The 24,212-nt window shown below is 40.7% G+C and carries 15 protein-coding genes and 1 tRNA gene; 15 read left to right on the top strand and 1 reads right to left on the bottom strand.

Features of this window, described 5'->3' with window-relative positions; genetic code table 11:
• Window positions 1–12 precede the first annotated feature (12 nt).
• The 6 genes from FHX64_RS03715 (at window position 13) to FHX64_RS03690 (ending at window position 12,195) form a co-directional block, all read left to right on the top strand.
• Window positions 13–3,060 carry a SusC/RagA family TonB-linked outer membrane protein gene (locus tag FHX64_RS03715; protein WP_183412485.1) on the top strand — a complete coding sequence of 1,016 codons (3,048 nt, stop codon included), beginning with the start codon at window positions 13–15 and terminating at the stop codon, window positions 3,058–3,060.
• 20 nt (window positions 3,061–3,080) lie between these two features.
• On the top strand, window positions 3,081–4,598 hold the full coding sequence (locus FHX64_RS03710) for a RagB/SusD family nutrient uptake outer membrane protein (RefSeq protein ID WP_183412484.1): 1,518 nt from the start codon (window positions 3,081–3,083) through the stop codon (window positions 4,596–4,598).
• A 317-nt stretch (window positions 4,599–4,915) separates the two neighbouring features.
• On the top strand, window positions 4,916–7,120 hold the full coding sequence (locus FHX64_RS03705) for an alpha-N-acetylglucosaminidase (RefSeq protein WP_183412483.1): 2,205 nt from the start codon (window positions 4,916–4,918) through the stop codon (window positions 7,118–7,120).
• A 48-nt stretch (window positions 7,121–7,168) separates the two neighbouring features.
• Window positions 7,169–8,308 (top strand): acyltransferase family protein, encoded by a 1,140-nt coding sequence (locus FHX64_RS03700; protein ID WP_183412482.1) that lies wholly within the window; start codon window positions 7,169–7,171, stop codon window positions 8,306–8,308.
• A gap of 132 nt (window positions 8,309–8,440) precedes the next feature.
• Window positions 8,441–10,537: a family 43 glycosylhydrolase gene (locus FHX64_RS03695; RefSeq protein WP_183412481.1), complete on the top strand. Its 2,097-nt coding sequence runs from the start codon at window positions 8,441–8,443 to the stop codon at window positions 10,535–10,537.
• Window positions 10,538–10,539: 2 nt separating this feature from the next.
• The gene (locus tag FHX64_RS03690) at window positions 10,540–12,195 is read left to right on the top strand and encodes a glucoamylase family protein (protein WP_183412480.1); all 1,656 of its coding nucleotides are present in this window, start codon (window positions 10,540–10,542) and stop codon (window positions 12,193–12,195) included.
• A 104-nt stretch (window positions 12,196–12,299) separates the two neighbouring features.
• Here the strand turns inward: FHX64_RS03690 and FHX64_RS03685 are convergent, their stop codons facing one another.
• Complete coding sequence (locus FHX64_RS03685) at window positions 12,300–12,578, bottom strand: helix-hairpin-helix domain-containing protein (RefSeq protein WP_183412479.1); 279 nt, start codon at window positions 12,576–12,578, stop codon at window positions 12,300–12,302.
• Window positions 12,579–12,992: 414 nt separating this feature from the next.
• On the opposite strand from FHX64_RS03685, the gene rlmN reads away from it, so the two are divergent.
• From rlmN to FHX64_RS03635, 9 genes are all read left to right on the top strand, one after another.
• Window positions 12,993–14,036 carry a dual-specificity RNA methyltransferase RlmN gene (gene rlmN / locus FHX64_RS03680; protein ID WP_183412478.1) on the top strand — a complete coding sequence of 348 codons (1,044 nt, stop codon included), beginning with the start codon at window positions 12,993–12,995 and terminating at the stop codon, window positions 14,034–14,036.
• Between the two features lie 65 nt (window positions 14,037–14,101).
• Window positions 14,102–15,169 carry a 4-hydroxythreonine-4-phosphate dehydrogenase PdxA gene (gene pdxA, locus FHX64_RS03675; protein WP_183412477.1) on the top strand — a complete coding sequence of 356 codons (1,068 nt, stop codon included), beginning with the start codon at window positions 14,102–14,104 and terminating at the stop codon, window positions 15,167–15,169.
• Between the two features lie 246 nt (window positions 15,170–15,415).
• A tRNA-Thr gene (locus tag FHX64_RS03665) sits at window positions 15,416–15,489 on the top strand.
• A 145-nt stretch (window positions 15,490–15,634) separates the two neighbouring features.
• Window positions 15,635–17,575 carry a threonine--tRNA ligase gene (gene thrS, locus FHX64_RS03660; RefSeq protein WP_183412476.1) on the top strand — a complete coding sequence of 647 codons (1,941 nt, stop codon included), beginning with the start codon at window positions 15,635–15,637 and terminating at the stop codon, window positions 17,573–17,575.
• Between the two features lie 165 nt (window positions 17,576–17,740).
• On the top strand, window positions 17,741–20,110 hold the full coding sequence (gene porZ, locus FHX64_RS03655; protein ID WP_183412475.1) for a type IX secretion system anionic LPS delivery protein PorZ: 2,370 nt from the start codon (window positions 17,741–17,743) through the stop codon (window positions 20,108–20,110).
• 13 nt (window positions 20,111–20,123) lie between these two features.
• Window positions 20,124–21,548 carry a hypothetical protein gene (locus FHX64_RS03650; RefSeq protein WP_183412474.1) on the top strand — a complete coding sequence of 475 codons (1,425 nt, stop codon included), beginning with the start codon at window positions 20,124–20,126 and terminating at the stop codon, window positions 21,546–21,548.
• Window positions 21,549–21,734: 186 nt separating this feature from the next.
• Window positions 21,735–22,313, top strand: coding sequence for a rubrerythrin (rbr, locus tag FHX64_RS03645; protein WP_183412473.1), 579 nt, complete (start codon window positions 21,735–21,737; stop codon window positions 22,311–22,313).
• A 188-nt stretch (window positions 22,314–22,501) separates the two neighbouring features.
• Window positions 22,502–23,107 carry a TetR/AcrR family transcriptional regulator gene (locus tag FHX64_RS03640; protein WP_183412472.1) on the top strand — a complete coding sequence of 202 codons (606 nt, stop codon included), beginning with the start codon at window positions 22,502–22,504 and terminating at the stop codon, window positions 23,105–23,107.
• A 57-nt stretch (window positions 23,108–23,164) separates the two neighbouring features.
• A complete protein-coding gene (locus FHX64_RS03635) occupies window positions 23,165–24,211 on the top strand; it encodes an efflux RND transporter periplasmic adaptor subunit (RefSeq protein WP_183412471.1) in 1,047 nt (348 codons plus the stop codon).
• The last annotated feature ends 1 nt before the right edge of the window (window position 24,212 follow it).

Below are 24,212 nucleotides of genomic sequence, written 5' to 3'. Positions count from 1 at the left end.
CAAACCATGATTATGAGAAAAAAAGTATGGTACATGCTGTTGCTCCTTAGTTTCGTTTCGTTACAATTGGCAGCGCAGTCAGTGCGCGTCACGGGCACCGTCCGGGATGCAGAAAATAACTCCACACTTCCGGGTGTGAGTGTAATGGTGAAAGGATCTTCGCAGGGCGTTCCGACTGACCTTAACGGACGCTTTGAGATTTCAGTACCCAAAGGAAGCATGTTGCAATTTTCCTACATTGGGTATGTTAGACAAGAACACATTGTGAATGCCGGTGAAACATTAAATATCAACCTACAACCAGAAACTACGAAGATGAATGAGGTTGTTGTGATAGGATATGGCACCAGCAAAGCAAAAGACCTGACAGCTCCTATTGCTGTAGTAAAACCGGAAACATTGCTGCAACGAACCACTGCTTCTCCGATGGATGCTTTGCAGGGAAGTGTTGCCGGTGTGCAAGTAACCACTAATGGGGCTCCAGGATCAAGTCCGAGTGTTCGAATTCGTGGTGTTGGTTCTTTAAATAATGAAGGACCGCTTTACGTAGTGGACGGAATGTTTTTTAATAACATTGATTTTTTAAATTCAAGTGACATTCAAAGCATGTCTATTTTGAAAGATGCGTCCGCTGCTGCTATTTATGGTGTTCGTGCGGCTAATGGGGTTGTCATCATCACCACAAAGTCAGGTGTGCCTGACATGCCTACCAAGATTACTTATAGTGGCTATGCTGGTTTTCAAACACCATCTAATATGTTGAAGATGGCGAATGGAGCTGAATATGCTACTATGGAATTGGCCAAAGGTTTTACTTCCGATGCAGCACACGTCACCCTATCGTCACAGAAATTTGGAGGAAGCGGTAATAATCCTACAACCAGTACAGATTGGTATGGTCAATTACTTCGTACTTCCGCTTTTACACAAAATCATGCTATTAATATTTCAGGTGGGGGCGAAAAGACTACCTATAGCGCAGGTATCAACTATTTGTATCAGGACGGGATAATGAATACCAAAAACTACTATGATCGCTTGAATATTAATGCCCAAACGGATTACCAGGCTTTCCCCTGGTTGAAAATAGGCTATAATGTTGTAGTTTCAAATGCTACATTATTCTCACCCAATCAGGCTGCTTTTGCTTATGCGTATGCAGCTTCTCCATTGTATCCTGTTTATGACCCAAATAATACGTTGGCAACTCCTATTGATTATGCTTCGTCAACCAGTATCGGTTATGGCAATGGTGAATATTCTAATCCGGTGGCTGCTGCCCATTATTATTACAACAAGACTAACCTATTGCAGGTATTGCCTACTGTTTTTGCCCAATTCAATTTGTGGGGTGATAAGCTTGTGTTTAAAACGCAATACAGTCAAAGTTTAGCATTGAACCGGAATGTGACTGAAATTCCACAATATTATGTGGATGCATATCAATTGAATCCTACAGTAGCACAACTTACCAAAGAACAGGATTTTTATAGTAACTATATTCTTGACAATACGTTGACCTACAAAGATCAATACGGTAAAAATCATTTATCGGTTTTATTGGGAAATTCCGTTCGTAGCGAAAGTTGGCAGAAGTTACAAGGATCAGGAACATTAATGGGTATACCCAACATGCCTGAGTATTTTTATTTATCAAGTGCCGGAGGATTAAGTACTACCGATGATGGCACTCAGTATAATGGTCTTTCCTTTTTTACCCGTGCGGCCTATGATTATGCTTCACGCTATCTGTTAACCGTTACGATGCGTGCCGATGGTAGTTCAAAATATCAACAAAAGTGGGGCTATTTCCCGTCGATTGGAGCCGGATGGATTATGTCGGATGAAAATTTCATGAAACATCAGCATCTGTTTGATTACTTGAAAGCACGTGTTAGCTGGGGACAATTAGGTAATGATGCCGTGCCTGCCAGCAATGGATTTGCTACTATTCAATCCGGAAATTCATATTCGGGCATTTTTGGTAGTTCAGCTTCTACAAATGGATCATATGTGCCAGGTTATGTAAATACTAATTTCTTCAGTTGGTTAAAGTGGGAAGTAGTGAATGAATGGGACGGCGGTTTGGATTTCTCGATGCTTAAACAACGTCTGAACGGTACCGTAGATTACTACAACCGTGTCACCAATAATGCAGTAATTTATGCTCCTCAACCGATGGGTGCTCCAACATTATTGGGAAATTTTGGCGAAATTTCAAACAGTGGATTTGAATTTTCATTGAATTGGAAAGATAAAATAGGCGATTTTGGATACTCAATTGGAGCAAACCTTTCTACGTTGAAAAATAATGTAAAGAATTTACATGGGTTGGCTTATATGATGGGTGGTAAAGCTGAGTTTCCAACTATTTCCGAACCTGGCGCTCCCCTGAACTCGTTCTATGGATATAAAGTGGTTGGCGTTTACCAAAATGCAGCACAAGTGGCAGCCGATCCTATTGCTGTGGCTAATGGGTTACAACCGGGTGATTTCAAGTATGCTGATGTAAATAAAGATGGTATTCTTGATTCGAAGGACCGCGTTTTATTGGGTTCTTATTTACCTACGGTTACGTACGGCATGAATGTGGGCGTTTCCTATAAACATCTTGAATTAAATGTTATGTTGCAGGGACAGGCTGGTAACAAAATTTTGAATATGAATCGTGCCAACAGATTATGGTATAGCGATATGAACGGTGATGCAAAATTTGTTACCCATCTTTGGACAGGCGAAGGTTCTACCAATTCCTATCCTTCTGCTTTGGGAACTACCAAAGGTTGGAACAATATGGCCAGCTCATTTTTTGTAGAAAGCGGTGCTTATTTGCGTGTACAAACTATTCAATTGGCATACTCCTTCAAACTGGGAAACAGTATGAAGGCTCCTTCCATGCGCGTAAGCTTCACGGCAGACCGTCCGATTATCTTTACCAAATATAGTGGATTTACTCCTGAAATTGGTTATAGTCAGGCATACAACTGGGGAAGTGGTTATGATACACAAACCTATCCAACAGCATCTACGTATACCATTGGGTGGACGATTACTTATTAACCTATTAATTACTTATAACTATGATACGATTAAAATATATTCTTTTTGCAGGTATGTTTGCAATGGGACTAACAAGTTGCAACTCTTTTTTGGATAAGATGCCTGAAAATCAAATTCCTATTGCACTTATTGATTATACTCAGTTAAGCAATATGTATGAACCTGTCTCCGGAATTTACCGGATGGCAGCCAGTGCCAATCCGGGATTTGTACATTGGATGGATTTCGGAATCCGGGGCATCAGGGGTGACGATTTGGATAAAGGATCGTCAGCCAGCGACCAATCTACGCTGACCGATATTAAAGGTTTTCATTATGATTATGCTTCTGTACAAAGTTTCTGGGGAACCAACAACTATTTCAATGACTATTATGGTTTGATTCAGGATTGTAATGGAGCTTTGATTGAATTGAACAAATTTGCTGCAAATATTCCGGCCAGTGATGCCGTGAATCAGAAACTGAATCTGCAGTATCAGGCTGAAGTTCGTTTTATCCGTGCTTTTGCGCATTTAATGCTGGAACGTGTTTTTGGACAGATTCCCATTTTAACGGACAATTCAAAAATTCAAACCATAGGGAAAAGTTCTGTTAAGGATGTATTGACATGGATCAGTAGTGAAATGGATTTCTGTATTGCCAATCTGGAAGATGCACGCCCGAACCAGTCAGTTCATTTTGGTGCTGTTACCAAGTATACGGCCTATATGCTGAAAGCCATTGTAAATGCAGATATGGCAGGTAATGATAATTCGAGCACCTATTGGCAAACAGTACTGGATGATACGAATGCAATCATTAATAGCGGTAAGTTTAGTTTATACCCTGACTATTACGAACTGTTCAAAAAACCGGGAAAAATGTGTAATGAATCCCTCTTTGAATTACAATATAGTGATTTTGGGACTTCATCTGGCCCTGCTGTTGAACCGGATGCCTTCTTTGCCTTCCAGGGACCACGCGGTGATCAGCACGGAAGCCCGATTTCAGGATGGGGATTTATGAATCCTTCTCAATCGTATGTTAACTTTTTGGAAGCCCGTCATGATTCCATTCGTTTGAAAACAACGATTCTGTTTACCAGCAGTCCTGGACACAACTATTACGTAACTCCAAGCAATGATACCATTTGGCCAAATTCAGACGGAGATTTGTATTTTAACGGGAAGGCTTACTATCCATCTTCTCAAATGACTCCGGGCAGAACAGATTATGGCGAAGATAATAATATACGTATTCTTCGTTATGCGGATGCTCTGTTGTTCAATGCTGAAGCAAAAATCAGAATGGGTCAGAACGGTGATGCTCCTTTGAATCTTGTACGCGAGCGGGCAGGATTGACACCTATTACCAATGCTACATTGCAGAATGTATTGGATGAACGGAGGGCTGAGTTCTCGTGCGAATGGTGGGGTGAACGTTTTGATGATATGATTCGGACAGGAGAAGCAACATCACTCCCAGGCTTTGTAGCAGGACAAAGTGAGTATCTTCCGATTCCACAAACGCAGATAGATTTGAATGTGAATCTGAAATAGATTCATCACTTATAGAATCATTATAATTAAATCAGGAAGGGAATATTTTTATCAGCTAATGCATAAAAATATTCCCTTCATAATAGTAATACTATACGTTATTTTATAGAGGCTGATTTGTATTTTTAGGGAATATATCAGGATCCCATACCAATAGTTTTGTGATGACATAGAAAAGCTGGAACGTGTTCTGCTGAAAGTAGCATTGTGATGATTTATTTTATTGCAAACAGTCCTGAATAATTGCAGTAAGCTTTTCCTTTTCACAATTCTATGCTGTAACTTTATCAAATAATTAACCTAAGTTTATTACTGACATGAATTTCAAAAGAATGACAGGAGCATTGCTTTTCGTTATTTTCTGCAGTATTGCGCATGCTCAACTAAACATAAAGGCTGCGGAAAGTTTATTACATCGTATTATTCCCAATCAGGCGAGTCATTTTGTTATAGAATCATTAAGCAAGCAACAGGGACAGGATGCATTCCAGATTGAAAGCCGAAATGGAAAAATTGTCTTATCAGGCAATGACGGTGTTAGTATTGCTTCCGCCTTATACTACTATCTGAATACATATTGCCATTGTCAAATTACATGGAATGGCGTTAATTTACATCTGCCCGATCCCTTACCTTCCGTACCTGTAATAGTGAAGAAGACTTCTCCTTATCAATATCGCTATTATCTGAATTACTGCACCTTTAACTATAGCATGAGCTGGTGGACGTGGAAACGCTGGGAAAAAGAAATTGACTGGATGGCATTGCATGGCATTAACATGCCTTTGGCGGTTACAGGCGAAGAGTATGTGTGGTACGAAGTCTATAAAGAGATGGGTTTTACCGATAAAGAACTATCATCCTTCTTTTGCGGGCCGGCTTACTTTGCATGGTTTTGGATGGGTAATTTAGATGGATGGGGTGGTCCCCTCCCTTTAACCTGGATGCTCAGTCATAAAGATTTACAACTAAAGATTCTGCATCGCGAACGTGAATTGGGAATGCAACCTGTGTTATCTGCTTTTACAGGGCATGTGCCGGCTGCCTTCAAAACAAAATATCCTAATGCCAAATTAAAACGTGTCAGTTGGAATGTCAGTTTTACCGATACCTATATCTTGAATCCGGAAGATCCGCTTTTTGCTGAAGTAGGCAAAAGATATCTTGAAAAGGAAATACAATTGTTTGGAACCAACCATCTTTATTCGGCTGACACCTTCAATGAAAATGAACCTCCTTCCAATGATTCCTCTTATCTGGCAAAGATTAGCGCACAAGTATATGAAGGCATGAAGCAGGTTGACCCAAAAGCAGTATGGGTGATGCAGGGATGGTTGTTTTATATTGATCCCAGATTTTGGCAGGCAAAGCAGATAAAAGCATTGTTGAATGCCGTCCCTAATGACCGCATGATCATTCTTGATCTTTTTGCAGACAATAAACCGATCTGGGACAAAACGGATGCTTTTTATGGCAAACCCTGGATATGGAACATGTTGAATAATTTTGGCGGTCGCACTACAATGTTTGGTCATCTGGAAGATGTTGCCACTGAACCCGCCAAAGCGCTAAATAATCCTGCTTCCCATAATATGAAAGGCATAGGATTAACCATGGAAGCTATAGAGCAAAATCCGGTCATGTATGAATTGATGACACATAATACATGGACAAATAAACCTGTCAATTTAGATCAATGGCTTCGGGAGTATATCCGGAATCGATATGGAACTCTTGATCCTAATGCTATAAAAGCTTGGCAGGTGTTGAAGAATACTGTATATAATGAGAACATGGAAATCAGCGATGGAGCAGAATCGATTATTACGGGTCGACCCACCTTTGATTCGTCTGCTGATTGGACCAATACTACACTCAATTATCCGGCGAACCAATTGTTGCCGGCATGGGATGATTTTATGAATGCCATTAAAACGTGCCAAAACAGTGACGGATTTCAATATGATCTTGTCGATGTCACTCGTCAGGTATTGGCAAATTATGCTTTGACACTTCAAAATAAATGGGTAACGGCTTATAAACAGAAGAACAGCAAAGATTTTAAAGAATATAGCAACCAGTTTATCGGATTGATCAATGATATGGATATGCTTCTGGCTACCCGAAAGGATTTTTTATTAGGGCCTTGGCTTTCCGATGCAAGAAAGTGGGGAACGAATGGATATGAGAAAGCGCTTTATGAACGTAATGCAAGAGATCTGATTACTTTATGGGGAGATGCAAACAGCACATTACACGAGTATTCGGCTCGCCAGTGGAGCGGCCTTTTGTCTGACTTTTATAAAGTCAGGTGGCAAAAATTCTTTGCTGAAGCTAACGCCTCATTAGCATCAGGCAAAACGATGGATATGCCTCGTTTTGATAAAAATATTTCACATTGGGAATGGCAATGGGTAAATGAACATAAGGTTTTTCCGGTAAACCCAACCGGAAATAGCATGGAGGTGGTAAAACTATTGTATAAGAAATACCGGGGAACCATAGAGCGGCAAGAAAAATAATATATAGTAAGCTGATATCAATATCCATAATTTCTAAAAACCTTAAATATGACATCATCATCCACTTCAACAGTTACGGAACGCTTTACTGCGTTGGATGTATTTCGGGGATTAACGATTTGTTTTATGATCATCGTAAACACTTCCGGTAATGGGGCTACCACCTTTTGGCCACTCAGGCATTCTGACTGGAACGGCTTTACGCCTACCGATCTGGTTTTCCCTTCCTTTTTATTTGCTGTTGGCAACGCACTAAGTTTTGTCATGAAAAAATGGACAAAAATGAAACAGTCTGAAGTGTTGATTAAAATATTGAAACGTACAGCATTGATTTTTTTGATCGGTTATCTGATGTACTGGTTTCCATTCTTTCATCTCGATGCTCAATCTCATCTTGTTCTTTCTCCTATTTCCCATACACGCATCATGGGAGTGCTCCAACGAATAGCACTGTGTTATGGCATTGTCGCTTTGATGGTATATTATTGGGGAGATAAAAAAACACTTATCCTTGGGGTTATCTTATTGTTTGCTTATTGGGCAATTTTGCTACTGTTTGGGACTCCTGGGGCTGAATATACTAAAACAGGGAATGCAGAGCTGCGTCTTGATACATGGGTATTTGGAACGAATCACTTGTACACGGGAGAAGGATTTCCATTTGATCCGGAAGGAATTCTTAGCACATTACCTGCTCTTTTCAATGTGATAGGAGGGTATCTGGTAGGCAGGTATATCCAGCGAAAAGGAAAGAATTACGACATGTTGGCCAAACTGTTGCTTGCCGGTGCTGCTTTACTGTTCATAGCTTATTGCTGGAATCCCCTGTTTCCGGTGAATAAAAAAATCTGGACAAGCTCTTTTGCTGTATTAACGGTAGGGTTGGATTGTATCTTATTGGGCGCAATCATGTATGTGATGGATTTTTTGGGAAAGACCAGGGGCTCGTCTTTCTTTTTAGTAGCAGGCAGAAATCCTCTGATGATCTATCTTATGAGTGAGTTAGGAGCCACTTTGTTATGGTTAATTCCTGTCGGCGGTACACCATTGTATTCATGGCTCTACATGCATGTGTTTAGTAATGCGGGAGCATATTTTGGTGCATTACTTTTTGCGATATGGTGGATGCTGACTTGTTGGCTGCTTGGATATATATTAGACAAAAAACGAATCTATATCAAATTGTAGCACCCCCTGACATGTGAAGCAGGTTACGGCTGACATTATAATGACATTTACCTCTTTAATCATGATTAGTTGTTTAGAAGTGCGTCTTACTCGATACTTACAAGTTATTTATTTTAAATGCAGATTTTCATCATGAAAACAAAATTTTGGCTCATCATTCCTTTTATATCTGTCTGTTTGCTGTCATTCGCACAGGATTCGGTGAAGGTTATCAAAGGGCAAGTCAGTGACTATTATATCCCGGTTTACAAGACAATGCTCCTGCATGGGGTTGTAACCAATAATCAAGGTGTTGCATTGAAGGATGTGCGCGTCATGATTAAAAACGGCGCTGCTTCTGCATGTACGGATGCTCACGGCGCTTATCATTTAGAGGTTGTTGATAATGATACGGCATTTGTTTTTTATTATCCCCACATGAAATGGCTGGTAAAGGCAAGGCTTCCGAAACAATTGACCCTGAATGCTGTGCTTCAGCCTGAAGGGCCGCAACAACCTATCCTTCGCAAAGCAGCTCAACCGACGGTTTGGTATGATCCTGCACATTACACGCCGCATACTTATTGCAACCCTTTGGATATTAGTTATAATTTTGAGTATTACAACCATAGCGACAATCATAATGTTGCCTGTCGTTCGACGGCTGACCCGATGATTCTGGTGTATAAAGGAGAATACTATCTCTTCTCTACCAATCAATCCGGATTCTTCGTCTCTAAAAACCTTGCCAATTGGAAATTTTATTATAGCGGTTTCCAGCGTAAATATAATGATGACGACCAGTGCGCTCCGGCAGCGCTTGCCATTGGAGATACATTGCTGATGATCGGATCGACCTATGATAACCTGCCGGTCTGGTATTCGACTCATCCCAAGGACGAGCGGTGGAAACATCTTTGCGAAACGGCTTTACTGCCGCATTGGGATCCTGATTTGTTTCTGGATACGGACGGGAAGCTCTATTTGTATTATGGCTCAAGCAATGAATACCCTTTAATGGGTGTTGAATACAATCGCAGTACATTTCGGCCCGAAAGCATCATATACAATACCATATCGTTACATCCCGATATCCATGGCTGGGAGCGTTTTGGCATGAACAATGATGATTCGGTCACACTAAAACCTTTTGCCGAAGGTTCTTTTATGACCAAACACAACGGCAAGTATTATTTGCAGTACGCTGCTCCCGGAACCGAATTTAAAGTATATGCGGATGGTACCTATGTGAGCGATCATCCCCTGGGGCCGTTTGTTTATCAAAAGCATAATCCATTTTCGTATAAGCCAGGCGGTTTTGTGCGCGGAGCAGGACATGGCGGCACGTTTGAAGATCTGTTTGGCAACTATTGGCATATTGCAACCTGTATGCTTTCGTTGCGTGAGAAATTTGAGCGCCGTATAGGCCTTTATCCTGCCGGATTTGATAAAGATGGAATATTGTATGCCAATACGGCTTTCGGTGACTATCCAACACGTATTCCACAGGGAAGGGAAGACCATATAAAGGGGAACTTTACGGGCTGGATGTTGTTGTCATTGCATAAAAAGGTATGGGCGTCATCCACGGATAGTATCTATGTTCCCGGGAATGCGGCTGATGAGAATATGCGGACCTTCTGGGCTGCGAAATCCAACAAACCAGGCGAATGGTTTTGTATGGATCTGGGCAGCGTTGACCGGATCAATGCATTACAAATCAATTATTACGATTATAAAGCAGATCAATATGGCCGGGCAATGGATTTATATCATCAATATAAAATCTATGCTTCCGATGATGCTATACATTGGTGGTTGGTGGTGGACAAGAGCGATAACGATCTGGACGTGCCGCATGATTATGTTGAACTGAAGGCTCCTTTATATGCCCGTTATCTGAAAATAATAAACCTGCATATGCCTACGGGAAATTTTGCTTTGATGGATTTTCGCGTGTTTGGCAAAGGCAATGGAGAAATACCTCATTCCGTCTATAATTTTATGGCAAAAAGAGATCCGCATGATCGCCGGAATGTGATGTTTTCCTGGACGTTGACTAAAGGAGCCTATGGATACAACATTTACTATGGCATAGCTCCTGATAAATGTTACAATTGCATCACGGTGTACGGCGCAAACGATTATGACATGCGGGGTCTTGATAAAAACACAACCTATTATGCCTATATCAAAGCATTGGGCGAATCAGGCGTTTCCCCACAAACAGCACCGGTTAAAATGGAGTGAAAATGAAAATCTTTTATATTTGCCTTGTACTGGCTTCCCTTATTATTGAAGGTTGCAGCAAAAACGGATCTACCCAATCGCCGGCTCCTCCGGAGTATACCCAGTTGACAGTTGTGAAAGCTACGCTTAATGGACAACCGGTGACAAATGGTTCTGCTCTGTATGGCATTGCAAACCATCCGGCTCAGGTGCTCCTTTCGTTCAATAACGTGATTACGAATGTATCCGTTAATAGCTTGGTCTCGTTCAGTGGATCGCTTGGTACGAATTATACGGTTGCTTTGGCATCGCATGATTCTGCTCTCTCTATCACCACGGATGCATCATTAACGCCTGTTAGCCGGTACTCATTCCAATTGACACAGGGAACAGGATTAGGAGGACTTGTCACCGCCGGTTTTTCATTTTCTTTTGTGTCGCAGATTGACAGCACGGCTAAGTTTCCTGCCATCACGGATGATTCACTGTTGACTTTGATAGAGCGTAATACATTCCGCTATTTTTATGATTATGCCCATCCTGTTTCCGGTCTTGCTCGCGAACGTACCGGATCGGGAGAAACAGTTACTATCGGCGGAAGCGGATTTGGCGTCATGGCTATTCTGGTTGGCATACACAGGGGATTTATTACCCGCACTCAGGGCTTTCAACGCATTAACAAGATTGTAAACTTTCTGGACAGTACCGCCCAAACATTTCATGGTGTCTTTCCTCATTGGATGAATGGAAGCACGGGACAGGTCATTCCTTTTTCGACACAGGACAACGGGGGCGATCTGGTTGAAACTTCGTACATGATGGAGGGGTTACTGACAGCGTATGAGTTTTTTAAAAATGGATCTGCGGAAGAACAGGCAATGTGCCAGGTGATTCAAAAGCTTTGGCAAAATGTTGACTGGAACTGGTATCGCCAGAACAATCAGAACACATTATACTGGCACTGGTCGCCTAATTACGGATGGGCCATGAATATGCAGATTAATGGCTACAACGAGGCTATGATTGCTTATGTCCTGGCTGCTTCGTCGCCAACGCATCCTGTGCCGGCAGCGGTTTATAATCAGGGATGGGCTCAAAACGGAGCTATCCGGAACGGAAAAACCTTTGAGGGAATTATGTTGCCTGTAGGTGCTGATTATGGCGGCCCGCTTTTCTTTGCCCACTACTCTTTTCTGGGACTTGATCCCCGCAATCTGCAGGATCAATATGCCAATTACTGGCAACAAAATGTAGCGCAAACTGAAATCAACAACCGCTATTGCATCAGCAATCCGAAAGGGTGGTACGGATACAGCGCCCAATGCTGGGGATTGACGGCCAGCGATGATCCCTCAGGATATGATGCGGCTTCGCCAACGAACGATCTTGGAACAATAGCTCCTACGGCAGCGCTTTCGTCTATGCCTTATACTCCTGCACAAAGTCTTCAGGCAGCCCGTTTCTACTATTATCAGTTGGGGGATAAATTATGGGGAACTTATGGGTTTGCCGATGCTTTCAATTTATCACAGGCTTGGTTTGACACGCAATACCTGGCCATTGACGAAGGCCCGATAATCGTGATGATTGAAAATTACCGTTCACATTTTCTCTGGGATTTGTTTATGCAAAACAGCGATGTGCAAAACGGATTGACAAAACTGGGATTTAGTTATTGAGGCAGCTAATAACCTCTGACACATTTGGAAAATGTGCTTGTAATGTTATAACGACTAAAATTATTTGAAGATTAGGAGAGAAAATAACGGCTGTAACAGCGTTTTTAGGACTTTTTTTCTTTCCAGTTCCACCATTTCAACTTCTCTGTCTCCTGTTCTTCTTTTGGTACGGTAGCATAATAGACGGCACACCGGAAAACATACAGTAGGCATTTGTCCTGAATCGATCCGCAGTAGACATTCGAGAGATCGTAGAGATTTTCAGGGTCTTTCCCCTTCAAATCGGCAACATTTCTGATGCCGATATTCCATAAGTCGTTGGCAATGGATTTGCCAACACCGGGAATTGTCTTGAGTTCTTTTATAGTTTGGGCCTTATTCATTGGGGTTTCATGTGTTTATTTGTTCGATTCAAATATCTGTAAAATAGTGATAAATGCCAAAAATATTTTTCAGGGAAAGAATTGAGATCAACGCCATCTCTTCATTGTCTATTGAATTCCCCCTCCTCGCGTTGAAAATCAATAACAACTCTAAAATCTAAAGGCAAAACCCCAAAAATCTGTACTTCATGAACTTCTTTAATATAGAAATGAGTTCAGATTTTTATTCATTAATCAGGAAGAGATGGAATGTCAATGAAAATCTTCCCTGATACATTTTTATTGAATAAACTCTTATATCTTTACCTTCCGATTTTCATTAACCACTGCCAGTTGCATCAGTTATTCTGTAATTTGACTCCTGTTACGGCAATCTCCATATTGTTGTTATCTTTGCATAATTAAATATGGTGCATGGAAAAAGAACCCCTGTTAGGAAAAACATTGCCGGAGTTGCAGGCTTTGGTTGCTGCCAATGGAATGCCTTCATTTGCCGCGAAGCAAATAGCTCAATGGCTTTATGTGCAGCACGCTACTGATATTGATCAGATGACCAACCTCTCCATAACCAAACGCGCTGCCCTGTCTGAAAAATATACGGTCGGACGATCGGAGCCTGTTGAAGTGGTAGCTTCTGAGGATGGTACACGGAAATATTTGTTCAAATCGTTGTCGGGTCATTATATTGAGAGTGTATATATCCCCGAGGATGATCGTGCTACCCTGTGCGTGTCGTCACAGGTCGGATGCAAAATGAATTGCAAGTTTTGCCAAACCGGGAAGCAGGGCTTTTCTGCCCAATTATTGGCAACCGATATCCTGAATCAAATATTATCCCTTCCGGAACGGGCGCAATTAACCAATCTTGTGTTTATGGGTATGGGCGAGCCTTTTGACAATACGGATGAAGTGTTGAAAGCGCTTGAGATTCTGACTGCATCTTATGGATATGCATGGAGTCCGCGCCGGATAACGGTTTCTACCATTGGCATTGTTCCCGGATTAGTCCGGTTTCTGGAACAGTCGCAATGTCATCTGGCCATAAGTCTCCATTCGCCTTTTTCATCCGAACGGATGTCCCTGATGCCCATGGAAAAAACATATCCTGTTGAACAGGTTATTCAGATGTTGAAGGGCTATGACTTTAGGCATCAGCGCCGGGTATCATTTGAATATATTGTATTTGACCATATGAATGATACCATGAGGCATGCCCGCGAATTAGTACGTCTGTTGCGGGATATTCCCTGTCGCGTCAATTTGATTCGTTATCATGCCATTCCTGGCATTGATTTGAAAGGTGCGGATGAATCGCGGATGATTTTCCTGCGCGATTATTTGTCGGATAATGGCGTAACATGCACTATCCGGCGATCGCGGGGAGAAGATATTCTGGCTGCCTGCGGATTATTGTCAACGCAAAAGCAGGAAGATGACCTGAAAGCACAGGTATTGTGAAGTTCAATGAAATAAAACAGGTCAGGTAATATACTGGTTTAAAACTTATTGTAAATTTGTTGAAGATGGAAGACAAAAGAATGATTATTGGCATTACGCACGGAGACATCAATGGTATTGGATACGAGGTGATTCTTAAAACACTCCTTGAAAATCATATCTTCGAGTTTTGCACCCCCGTTGTTTACGGATCGCCCAAAGTAGCATCCTACTATCGCAAGACGCTGAATCTGGAGCAACTGTCATTAAATACCATTTCCCATGTAGGCGAGGCGGTTGGCAAAAAGGGATATATTATCAATTGCAACAGCGATGATATAAAAGTCGACCTGGGCAAATCTACCGAGATCGCCGGTGTTGCTTCCTTTCAGGCTTTGGAAGCTGCTACGCGGGATTTGGCAGCAGGAAAACTAGATGCTATTGTGACGGCGCCTATCAATAAAAAGAACATTCAGTCTTCGACGTTTACTTTCCCGGGCCATACCGAATATCTGGAACAAACTTTTAATGACGGTAAACAAGGCCTGATGCTGATGGTCAGCGATGTTGTTCGTGTTGCCGTGGTGACGGGGCATATTCCTGTTTCGCAGATTGCTACATCGCTTACTCAATCTTTGATTGAAGATAAAATTCGTGTGTTGAACCATAGTTTGCAGGAAGACTTTGGCATTATCCGTCCCCGGATTGCCGTTTTAGGCTTGAATCCCCATGCCGGAGATGAAGGAATCATCGGGAATGAGGAGCAAAAAATGATCGCTCCGGCAATTCAGAAATGTATTGAAGAAGGCATTATCTGTGTTGGTCCGCTTCCAGCGGATGGATTTTTCGGGGCAGGCTCTTTTACCAGTTATGATGCTGTGCTGGCCATGTATCACGATCAGGGTTTAATCCCTTTCAAAACACTGGCTATGGATGAAGGTGTAAATTTTACTGCAGGGCTTCCGGTGATCCGTACTTCACCGGGACATGGTACTGCTTATGCTCTTGCAGGGCAAAATACGGCTTCGGAGGCTTCTTTCCGTCATGCTATGTTTCTGGCATATGACATTTATAAAAACCGGAAAGCATATAACGAAATGATGGCTAATCCGTTAAAAAGTAGTCAGGTATCAAAGGTAAATTCCATTGAATAACCTTTGAGGAAAGAAATGTTAAGAGTGTCGTATTTTACAAATTAACTTTCTGTAAAAGAATCGCTTGTCTGCCACATCCTTCAATTTTCAACAGAAATTTGAGTTTCATAGTTGCTGAATTCATAAAAATGATTACCTTTGCAGCGGGTAAGTCCTACACGACCAGCTCCCTTTGAATCCCCCCAGGGCTTGACCGCAGCAAGGGTAAAAGGTCGTAGCGGTGCGATGTAGTAAGCTTACCCAATTGCCTCTTTAGCTCAGTTGGCCAGAGCACGTGATTTGTAATCTCGGGGTCGTTGGTTCGAATCCGACAAGAGGCTCTTAAAAAACGAAAGCTGTCTGCAAAGACGGCTTTTTTTGTTTTCTGTCTTTTTGTCTCAGATTAAAAAATCGTACCTTTGCACAATGAACATGATTCTCTTCGGAGATAATTAATATTCGATTTATTTTTCAAAACTAAGCAAGATGATACATATAACATTCCCGGATGGTTCTGTACGTGAGTTTCCGGAGGGAGTTACGGGTTTTCAGATCGCAGAAAGTATTAGCCCCCGTTTAGCTGCTGATGTACTGGCTGTGGGAGTGGATGGCGTGACGTATGACTTATCGCGCCCGATTGAGCAGGATGCTTCCATTCAACTGTACAAATGGGATGATGCCGAGGGAAAACATGCCTATTGGCACTCTTCGGCCCACCTGATGGCGGAAGCGTTACAGGCACTTTATCCGGGTATTAAATTCGGTATCGGGCCGGCTATCGAAAACGGTTTTTACTATGATGTCGATCCGGGGGAAGCAGTCATTAAAGAGAGTGATTTGCCTGCCATTGAATCTAAAATGATTGAGTTAGCCGCTCGCAAAGAATCTATTGTACGCAAAGAGGTCAGTAAAGAGGAAGCATTAAACTTCTTCGGGCAAAAAGGAGATGAATACAAAGTTGAACTGATCAGTGATTTGGCTGATGGAACAATTTCCTTTTATTCACAAGGCGATTTTACCGATTTGTGCCGTGGACCTCACTTGCAAAATACAGGCGAAATAAAAGCGATTAAATTATTGAGTGTTGCGGGAGCTTATTGGCGAGGTGATGAAAAGCGTAAACAGTTAACGCGTATTTATGGCATCACATTCCCTAAGAAGAAGATGCTGGATGAATATCTAACGTTCCTGGAAGAAGCGAAAAAACGTGATCATCGCAAAGTTGGCAAAGAGCTGGAATTGTTTACATTTTCTCCTGCTGTTGGGGCAGGATTGCCACTCTGGTTGCCAAAAGGAACAATTTTGCGTACCCGTCTTGAAGAGTTCTTGAAACGAATCCAAAAACGTTTTGGTTACCAACAGGTAATTACCCCCCATATTGGGCAGAAAGAATTATGGGTAACTTCAGGACATTATGCAAAGTATGGCAAAGATTCATTTCAACCGATTCATACGCCACAGGAAGGGGAAGAGTTCTTGCTCAAACCGATGAACTGCCCGCATCATTGTGAGATATACCGGTCATCTCCTCATTCATATAAAGACTTACCCTTGCGTTATGCCGAATTCGGTACGGTGTATCGTTATGAGCAAAGTGGTGAGTTGCATGGGTTGACGCGGGTACGGGGATTTACCCAGGATGATGCCCACATATTCTGTCGCCCGGACCAATTGAAGGATGAATTCCTGAAAGTGATGGATATTATTTTTATCATTTTCAATGCCCTTGACTTTAAAAACTTCGAGGCTCAAATCTCTCTCCGCGATCCAAACGATAAAGAGAAATATATCGGCAGCGACGAAAATTGGGAAAAAGCAGAACGTGCTATTGTAGAAGCTTGCGAAGAAAAAGGACTTAAAGCGAATGTTGAACTGGGTGAAGCTGCCTTCTATGGCCCTAAACTTGACTTCATGGTGAAGGATGCTATCGGTCGCCGCTGGCAGTTAGGAACCATCCAGGTGGATTATAATTTGCCGGAGCGTTTTGATCTGGAATATACTGGTGCTGACAATCAAAAACATCGCCCTGTGATGATTCATCGCGCTCCATTCGGTTCGATGGAACGTTTTGTTGCTGTTCTTATTGAACACACCGGAGGGAAGTTTCCGCTTTGGCTGACCCCGGAACAAGCTGTTATCCTGCCAATCAGCGAGAAATTTAATGAATATGCCCATCAGATAGCTCAACAATTGGATTTACTTGATATTCGCGTCTCTGTAGATGACCGGAATGAAAAGATTGGGCGTAAGATTCGTGATAATGAATTAAAACGAATCCCTTACCTGTTGATTGTCGGTGAGAAAGAGATGGAGGCAGGCATGGTTTCTGTTCGTAAACAAGGAGAAGGAGACAAAGGTACGCAAAGCGTTGATGATTTTGCTAACGCTATTAACGCTGAAGTGGAAAAAATGATGAAAGCTATGTGAGTTTTTTATTTCATATCATTAAAAACGCTGTATGTCAAAAACATGCGGCGTTTTTAATTTAGTGGGACTGCAGTTTATCTCTATGCTATTTATTTTTTAGTATAAGACAGATAGAAACCGAGAATATTCGTATTTTTGCTAAGTTTCTTACATATATATAAAAACATGCCCTGGTTTTTTCTATTTAAACTCTTGTCAAAGCGATTCCTGCGAATGAGCGGATCTGTTATGCTGTGTTTGTTGTCGTTCACTAGTGTCGATGCGCAACTAGCGGTGGGAGAGTGGCAGGTGCATTATTCATATCGAAATGTGACTCAGGTAGCGATTGCGTCCGATAAGGCCTATGCAGTGGGTTCTAATGCTTTGTTTTCCGTTGATTTTACGGATCAGAGCATAGCATATTATTCGAAGATCAACGGGCTAAGCGATAATGATATTTCACTTATCGGTTACAATGATGCAACAAAGCAACTTTTAATTGTTTATGCTAATTCCAACATTGATTTACTTTCACAGTCAGGAATTAGCAATGTGCCTGATTTATACCTGAAACAAGCTGCAATGGATAAAACAGTAAATTCTGTTTTATTCGCTGATAGCCTTGCTTATTTATCCTGCAATTTTGGTATTGTCGTCCTGAACATGGCAAAGCACGAAATCAGTGATTCCTATGTGATTGGAGTAAATGGTAGTTATATTCCGGTGCTGGCAACGTCTTTATTTAAAGGTAAAATTTATGGATTGACTGCCACCGGGTTATTTGATGCGGATGCATCCAATCATAATCTGGCTGATTATCAGGTATGGTCATCCATTACTTCTTTACCATTGAGTGATGTCAATAATAGCAATTTGCTTGTTTATGAGGGTTTGCTTTGGCTATTAAAATCAGATGGTATGGTGTATAATTCGAGCGATGGTATTACGTGGAATGTAGTACCTTCTTTGAAAAATATTACACGTATGCAATGTGATAATAAGTACCTTTATTTTATTTCCGATCAGGATGCCAATACCTACGTGTATGATACTTCTTTACATTTTACCACACTTGCAGGCGTCTCTCCCGATTGTATAGCAACAGACAACACTACATCTCCTTCTTTTTGGTTGGCTTCAGGCAGTTCCGGACTGTTGCAATTGAACAAAAACGGCCAGGAGATGAATGCTTTTGCTCCTTCCGGCCCGTTGGATAATAGCGCGTGGGCTATGGCAGTAAGTGGAGATAAATTATTTGTAGTGCCTGGTGGCGCTTGGGCTGTACAATATTTGCATCCGGCTTCCGTGTCTATGCTGGAGAATAATCAATGGACGAATATTGATGGCTTCTCAATCAGCCAAGCAACAAGCATGCCATCTACTACTGATTTTGTCTCAGTTGCTGCAGATCCATCAGATAATTCTCATTTTTTTATTGGAGCTTATGGAAGGGGATTGTATGAATTTAAAAACAATACTTTTTATAAATGGTATAATTGCACTAATAGTGGTGTAGAATCTATTTTTCCAGGACAAACTATTCAGTTCGATTATCAACGCATTAATGGTTTAACGTTTGATTCGCAGGGTAATTTATGGTTTCTGAACGAACAGATTGGTGATCCTGTAAAATATTTATCTTCTGATGGTAATGTTCATAGTCTTTATTTTGATGGTATAAAAGGACTCCCGACCCTTCAGGATATTTTGATAGACAAACTGAATCCTAACAGAAAATGGATTCTTTCCGAACGTTCAACGCCGGGAGTATTTGTTTTTGATGATAATGGTACGTTGGAAAATCAGCAGGATGATCAGTCCAAGTTTTTTTCATCTTTCGTAGATCAGGATGGAAATATATTTTCATCTGATTTTTACTATTGTATGGTTCAGGATATGAATGATCAGATCTGGGTTGGAACGGCCAAAGGCCCAATTATCATTCAAAATCCTGATAACGCTTTTTCTTCGGATTTTACGATAACACGGATTAAAGTACCCCGCAATGACGGAACAAATCTGGCAGATTATTTGCTTGGGACCGAAAGTGTAAATGCCATAGTTGTAGATGGAGCTAATCGAAAATGGCTTGGAAGCCAAAGTTCAGGTCTATATTTGGTCTCTGCGGATGGAACAAAAATTTTAAAGCATTTTACTGCAGAAAATAGTCCTTTGTTGTCTAATGATATTTTGTCGCTGGGATTAAACAACCAAACCGGCGAACTGTTTATTGGTACAGATGCAGGTATAATTTCGTTTATGACGGATGCAAATCAGGCATTGGATACCTTTAGTGGTGTACACGCTTATCCGAATCCAGTGCGTCCGGATTATCATGGGGTCATTACTATAACGGGTCTGGTAGCAGATACCCAGGTGAAAATTACGGATGTGAGCGGTAATGTAATTTATGTAACTACCTCCAATGGTGGTGTTGCAACCTGGAGCGGTAACGGAATCAATGGTGCAAGAGTACATTCAGGAGTCTATTTAATCCTTTGTTCTTCTCCGGATGGAATTCAGCATTCTGTTACGAAATTACTGATTGTTGATTAATTATTCGTTTGTTATGACAAGAATATATCAAAAGAAAGAATTGATTATTCTATTCTTTTTATGTTTGAGTTTTGTTGTGATTAAATTAGCATTGTCGAATTATATCACGTTTTTTTGGGATGCAATTGCAAACTTATCAAAACCTGCATATTTCTTTTATAACACAAACTTCCATGCAATTTTCTTACCTGCTAATTATGTGAGTGATCCTCCTTTATTGCAGTTATATGTTGCTTTTATGTGGAAAATACTTGGGAGATCACTGGCTACGACTCATATAATCATGACTATTTTCCCAATAATAAGCATGGTACAGCTATTTATATTATGCAAAAGGTTAGTAAGCAATAAAAATTTCTGGTTTATATACTTTATGGTATTATTAGACGCAACATTTCTATCGCAAACTTTTCTTCTTGATAATGATGAGGTAATCGTCGCTTTTTCTTTACTATCGATTAATGCCATATTATCCAATAAACGAACTTTATTGTCCTTGTATTTGCTCGGTATGGGTTTAGTCAGCATTAGAGGCATGGATATAACGCTAGGGTTATTTGTGGCCTATTTTTTGATTTATCGCCGCAAGGGGAAGAAATTGTATAATGATTTCGTCTATGCTCTAATTCCCTTTTTGCCAGTGATATCGTTGTTCCTGATTTATATAAGCGCTAAAAAGCTTTTATTAGGTTACTTTTTCATTAGCGATATAAATCCTTGGAAGGAATTTGCTGATTTTGTATCATTTTCAGGTTTAATCCATAATGTTTTGGCATTAGGCTTTGCTTTTATAGATTATGGCCGGATTTTTATTTGGTTATTGGCATTTGTTTTATTGTGGAAGTATGGGCATAAAAAATTTTTTACTAGTAAATTACAATCTATCTGGATTATATGGATATCTATTTTGGGATCTATGTTATTCATCACACTTCCCATACAAAATCCAATAGGAGAAAGATATTTCATTCTTCATTTTTTGTTATTCTCTTTGCTTATTGGCATTATTATGTTTGAGAATATAAAAGATCAAAAGGCGAAGATCGCCTCTTTTTTTATTATTCTGGCTTTATTGTCCGGAAATTTTTGGCTTTATCCTGAAAAAAAAGCTCAGGCGTGGGATGCTTCGTTAGTTTACATTCCCTATTTTAGCTTACGACAGCAAGTTATTAAGTATTGCGAGAAAGAACACATTGATTTGAATACTGTTGGCTTTGGCTTTCCGAACACTGCTGATTTAAAATATATAGATGTAAATGAAGATAATCGGTATTTTTCTGATCTCGACTTTAAAAGAAATCAATATATTATTTTTAGCCATTTCCCAAATTGGGATACTCAACTTGATTCTATCAAACACACTAAATTGTTGAAGACTTATAGATCTTTGGGGTTGTCAATGTCTATTTATAAAAATACCTATTATGTCAATCAATAATTAAAATTTGTTAGTCGGCATTTTCTGTCTTGTCCATTGTGAGATCTTTTATTGTTAATAGAAGAATCATTGTCATAGAAATTAGTTATCTTGCATACAAAATGTCGTAGAGGAGTAGGAACGTTTTATGCTGTAATACTTTATTGATATAAAACAAGTTAGTGTAAAAATTAAAAATGTATGATTATGAGTAAAAGTGTAAAAGGTACCCGTACCGAACAAAATCTGTTGAAATCGTTTGCCGGTGAATCGCAAGCCCGTATGCGTTACACCTATTTTGCCAGTGTGGCAAAGAAAGAAGGGTATGAACAAATTGCAGCTATTTTTGAGGAGACTGCTAATCAGGAGAAAGAACATGCTAAACGGATGTTTTCCTTTTTAGAGGGGGGTATGGTTGAAATCACTGCAACTTATCCAGCCGGAGTAATCAGTACTACGGAAGAAAATTTGAAGGCTGCAGCCGGAGGTGAGCATGAAGAATGGACTGAATTGTATCCTTTCTTTGCACAAATAGCAGAAGAAGAAGGTTTTCCTGCTATTGCAGCCATGTATAAAATGATTAGCATTGCTGAAAAAGGTCATGAAGAACGCTATCTTGCTTTTTTGCATAATGTTGAAGCAAACGAAGTATATGACCGTATTGACGAGGTAACATGGCAATGCCGGAATTGTGGTTTTATTTACAAAGGGAAATCGGCGCCCAAAACTTGCCCCGCCTGTCTTCACCCGCAAGCTTATTTTGAAATTCAGAAAGTGAATTTTTAATCATTGAGGAATAGCAATCTTACAAAAACGGCCTTGGTCTTTGACTAAGGCCGTTTTTGTATCCCCTTACAAATAAAGATAGAAAATTTATTTATACATAATTAACGCATTCCGTTTGGAAAAGATGTTTTTTTGATTGTACTTTTGGACTGAAAAACGTTTTTAGTCCAAAAATATAAGATATAGTTATGAATAAGGAAGATATGGTGAGAGAGGAGATCTTAAACTCCGCACAAAAGTTGTTTCAACAGTATGGTTTGAGAAAAACCACGATGGAAGATATTGCCAAACGGTCAGGCAAGGGGAAAAGTACGCTCTACTATTATTATCCAAGTAAGGAAGAGATTTTTGATGAAGTGATTCGTCGAGAGGCACAAGAAGTCTTTCAAGAGACGCAGAAAGCGATTGAATCTGCTTCAACAGCAGAAGAGAAATTGGAATCTTACTTTTTTACTTCACTCAAGATGGTGCAGGTCAAAGTGAATCTCTACAATATTGTCCGCAACGAATTTGTGGATGACAATGCTTCTCGGGTTCGTACCCTGATAAAGAAAATCAATTTGGAGGATATTAAAACAGTGAAGTCTATTTTGGAATTAGGGGTTGAAAATAAAGAGTTTACTTCTGAAATAAGTGAAGGCGCTGATTTATTGGCCTATATGATTGTAACGGCTACCCGAAGCATATTGATCGATTTGGCTCTTGACTCTCCGGTACCTGAATGGGAAGTTCGTAGTCATGTTATGGTTAATTTATTTATTAAAGGTTTTAGAGCGACGACTGCAACGTTGTAGTATGAGAGGTAAAAGATATAGTTATAATTCTATTCAATAATCTTAATTGAAAAAAGTATGATCAAAAAAACAATGTTATCAATGGCTACTATTGCTGTTGTGGTGAGTTTGTTATATGGCTGTAACGGCCATTCGTCTGATTCGCAAAGTCAAAGATCAATGCCGGTTAAGGTGTTGACCGTAGAACCCTCGACGATCAATATCGGGCAGGAATATGTAGGTACGATCCGCGAATCGGTTTCTATCCCTTTGAGTTTTGCTACAGCAGGGACTGTATCAGCCGTTAATGTTTCCGAAGGACAGACGGTCAGTCAAGGCACGGTACTGGCAAAATTAGACGAGAAAAGTTACAAAAGCAGTTATCAAATTGCCCTGGCAAAAGAACGCCAGGCTCAGGACGCATATAACCGTTTATCCCAAATATACAAAAAAGGTAGTTTGCCTGATGTCAAAATGGTGGAGATTGAAAGCGATTTGCAACAGGCACGATCAACAGCTCAACTGGCAAGAAATTCCTTGTCGGATTGCGTATTGAAAGCTCCGACCCACGGCGTAATAGGCAAGCGGATGGTCGAGCCGGGGATGAATGTCTTGCCTGATGTGGAGGTGTTGAGTTTGCTGAAAATTGAAAAGGTGAATGCTGTTGTACCGATCCCCGAAAATCAGATTGCCAATATTCAGTTGGGAGAACAGGCGACAGTAACGGTGGCTGCTTTGAATAATGAATCATTTACAGGTAAGATAACTGAAAAGGGAGTCGAAGCTGATCCGCTTTCACACACCTATGCCATTAAAATAGCGTTGTCAAATAAAGAAGAACAATTGCGCCCGGGTATGGTTTGTAATGTGGTGATTACTCCGCAGTCTGCTCAGCCGATGATTACCGTTCCGCAAACAGCCATCATGATTGATACAAATAATCAGTCGTATGTGTATGTGGCCAACAAAGATGGACGTACAGTTCACAAACAGGTTATTCAGGTGGGTGAAGCTGTCGGTAACGGGAATGTGGCTGTTATGGCAGGGCTCAGCAATGGTGATAAAATAGTTGTGGAAGGTAATCAGAAAATTGACGATCAGTCGTTGATTCAAATAATTCATTGAT

This window comes from Microbacter margulisiae, assembly GCF_014192515.1.
Taxonomy (GTDB): Bacteria; Bacteroidota; Bacteroidia; order Bacteroidales; family Paludibacteraceae; genus Microbacter; species Microbacter margulisiae.
The sequence above is the reverse complement of the archived record's forward strand: the minus strand, read 5'-3'. Positions and strand labels throughout refer to the sequence as shown.

Coding starts and splice junctions, on each gene's coding strand:
- FHX64_RS03715 (WP_183412485.1), top strand. CDS start 13: ATGAGAAAAAAAGTATGGTACATGCTGTTGCTCCTTAGTTTCGTTTCG.
- FHX64_RS03710 (WP_183412484.1), top strand. CDS start 3,081: ATGATACGATTAAAATATATTCTTTTTGCAGGTATGTTTGCAATGGGA.
- FHX64_RS03705 (WP_183412483.1), top strand. CDS start 4,916: ATGAATTTCAAAAGAATGACAGGAGCATTGCTTTTCGTTATTTTCTGC.
- FHX64_RS03700 (WP_183412482.1), top strand. CDS start 7,169: ATGACATCATCATCCACTTCAACAGTTACGGAACGCTTTACTGCGTTG.
- FHX64_RS03695 (WP_183412481.1), top strand. CDS start 8,441: ATGAAAACAAAATTTTGGCTCATCATTCCTTTTATATCTGTCTGTTTG.
- FHX64_RS03690 (WP_183412480.1), top strand. CDS start 10,540: ATGAAAATCTTTTATATTTGCCTTGTACTGGCTTCCCTTATTATTGAA.
- FHX64_RS03685 (WP_183412479.1), bottom strand. CDS start 12,578: ATGAATAAGGCCCAAACTATAAAAGAACTCAAGACAATTCCCGGTGTT.
- rlmN (WP_183412478.1), top strand. CDS start 12,993: ATGGAAAAAGAACCCCTGTTAGGAAAAACATTGCCGGAGTTGCAGGCT.
- pdxA (WP_183412477.1), top strand. CDS start 14,102: ATGGAAGACAAAAGAATGATTATTGGCATTACGCACGGAGACATCAAT.
- thrS (WP_183412476.1), top strand. CDS start 15,635: ATGATACATATAACATTCCCGGATGGTTCTGTACGTGAGTTTCCGGAG.
- porZ (WP_183412475.1), top strand. CDS start 17,741: ATGCCCTGGTTTTTTCTATTTAAACTCTTGTCAAAGCGATTCCTGCGA.
- FHX64_RS03650 (WP_183412474.1), top strand. CDS start 20,124: ATGACAAGAATATATCAAAAGAAAGAATTGATTATTCTATTCTTTTTA.
- rbr (WP_183412473.1), top strand. CDS start 21,735: ATGAGTAAAAGTGTAAAAGGTACCCGTACCGAACAAAATCTGTTGAAA.
- FHX64_RS03640 (WP_183412472.1), top strand. CDS start 22,502: ATGAATAAGGAAGATATGGTGAGAGAGGAGATCTTAAACTCCGCACAA.
- FHX64_RS03635 (WP_183412471.1), top strand. CDS start 23,165: ATGATCAAAAAAACAATGTTATCAATGGCTACTATTGCTGTTGTGGTG.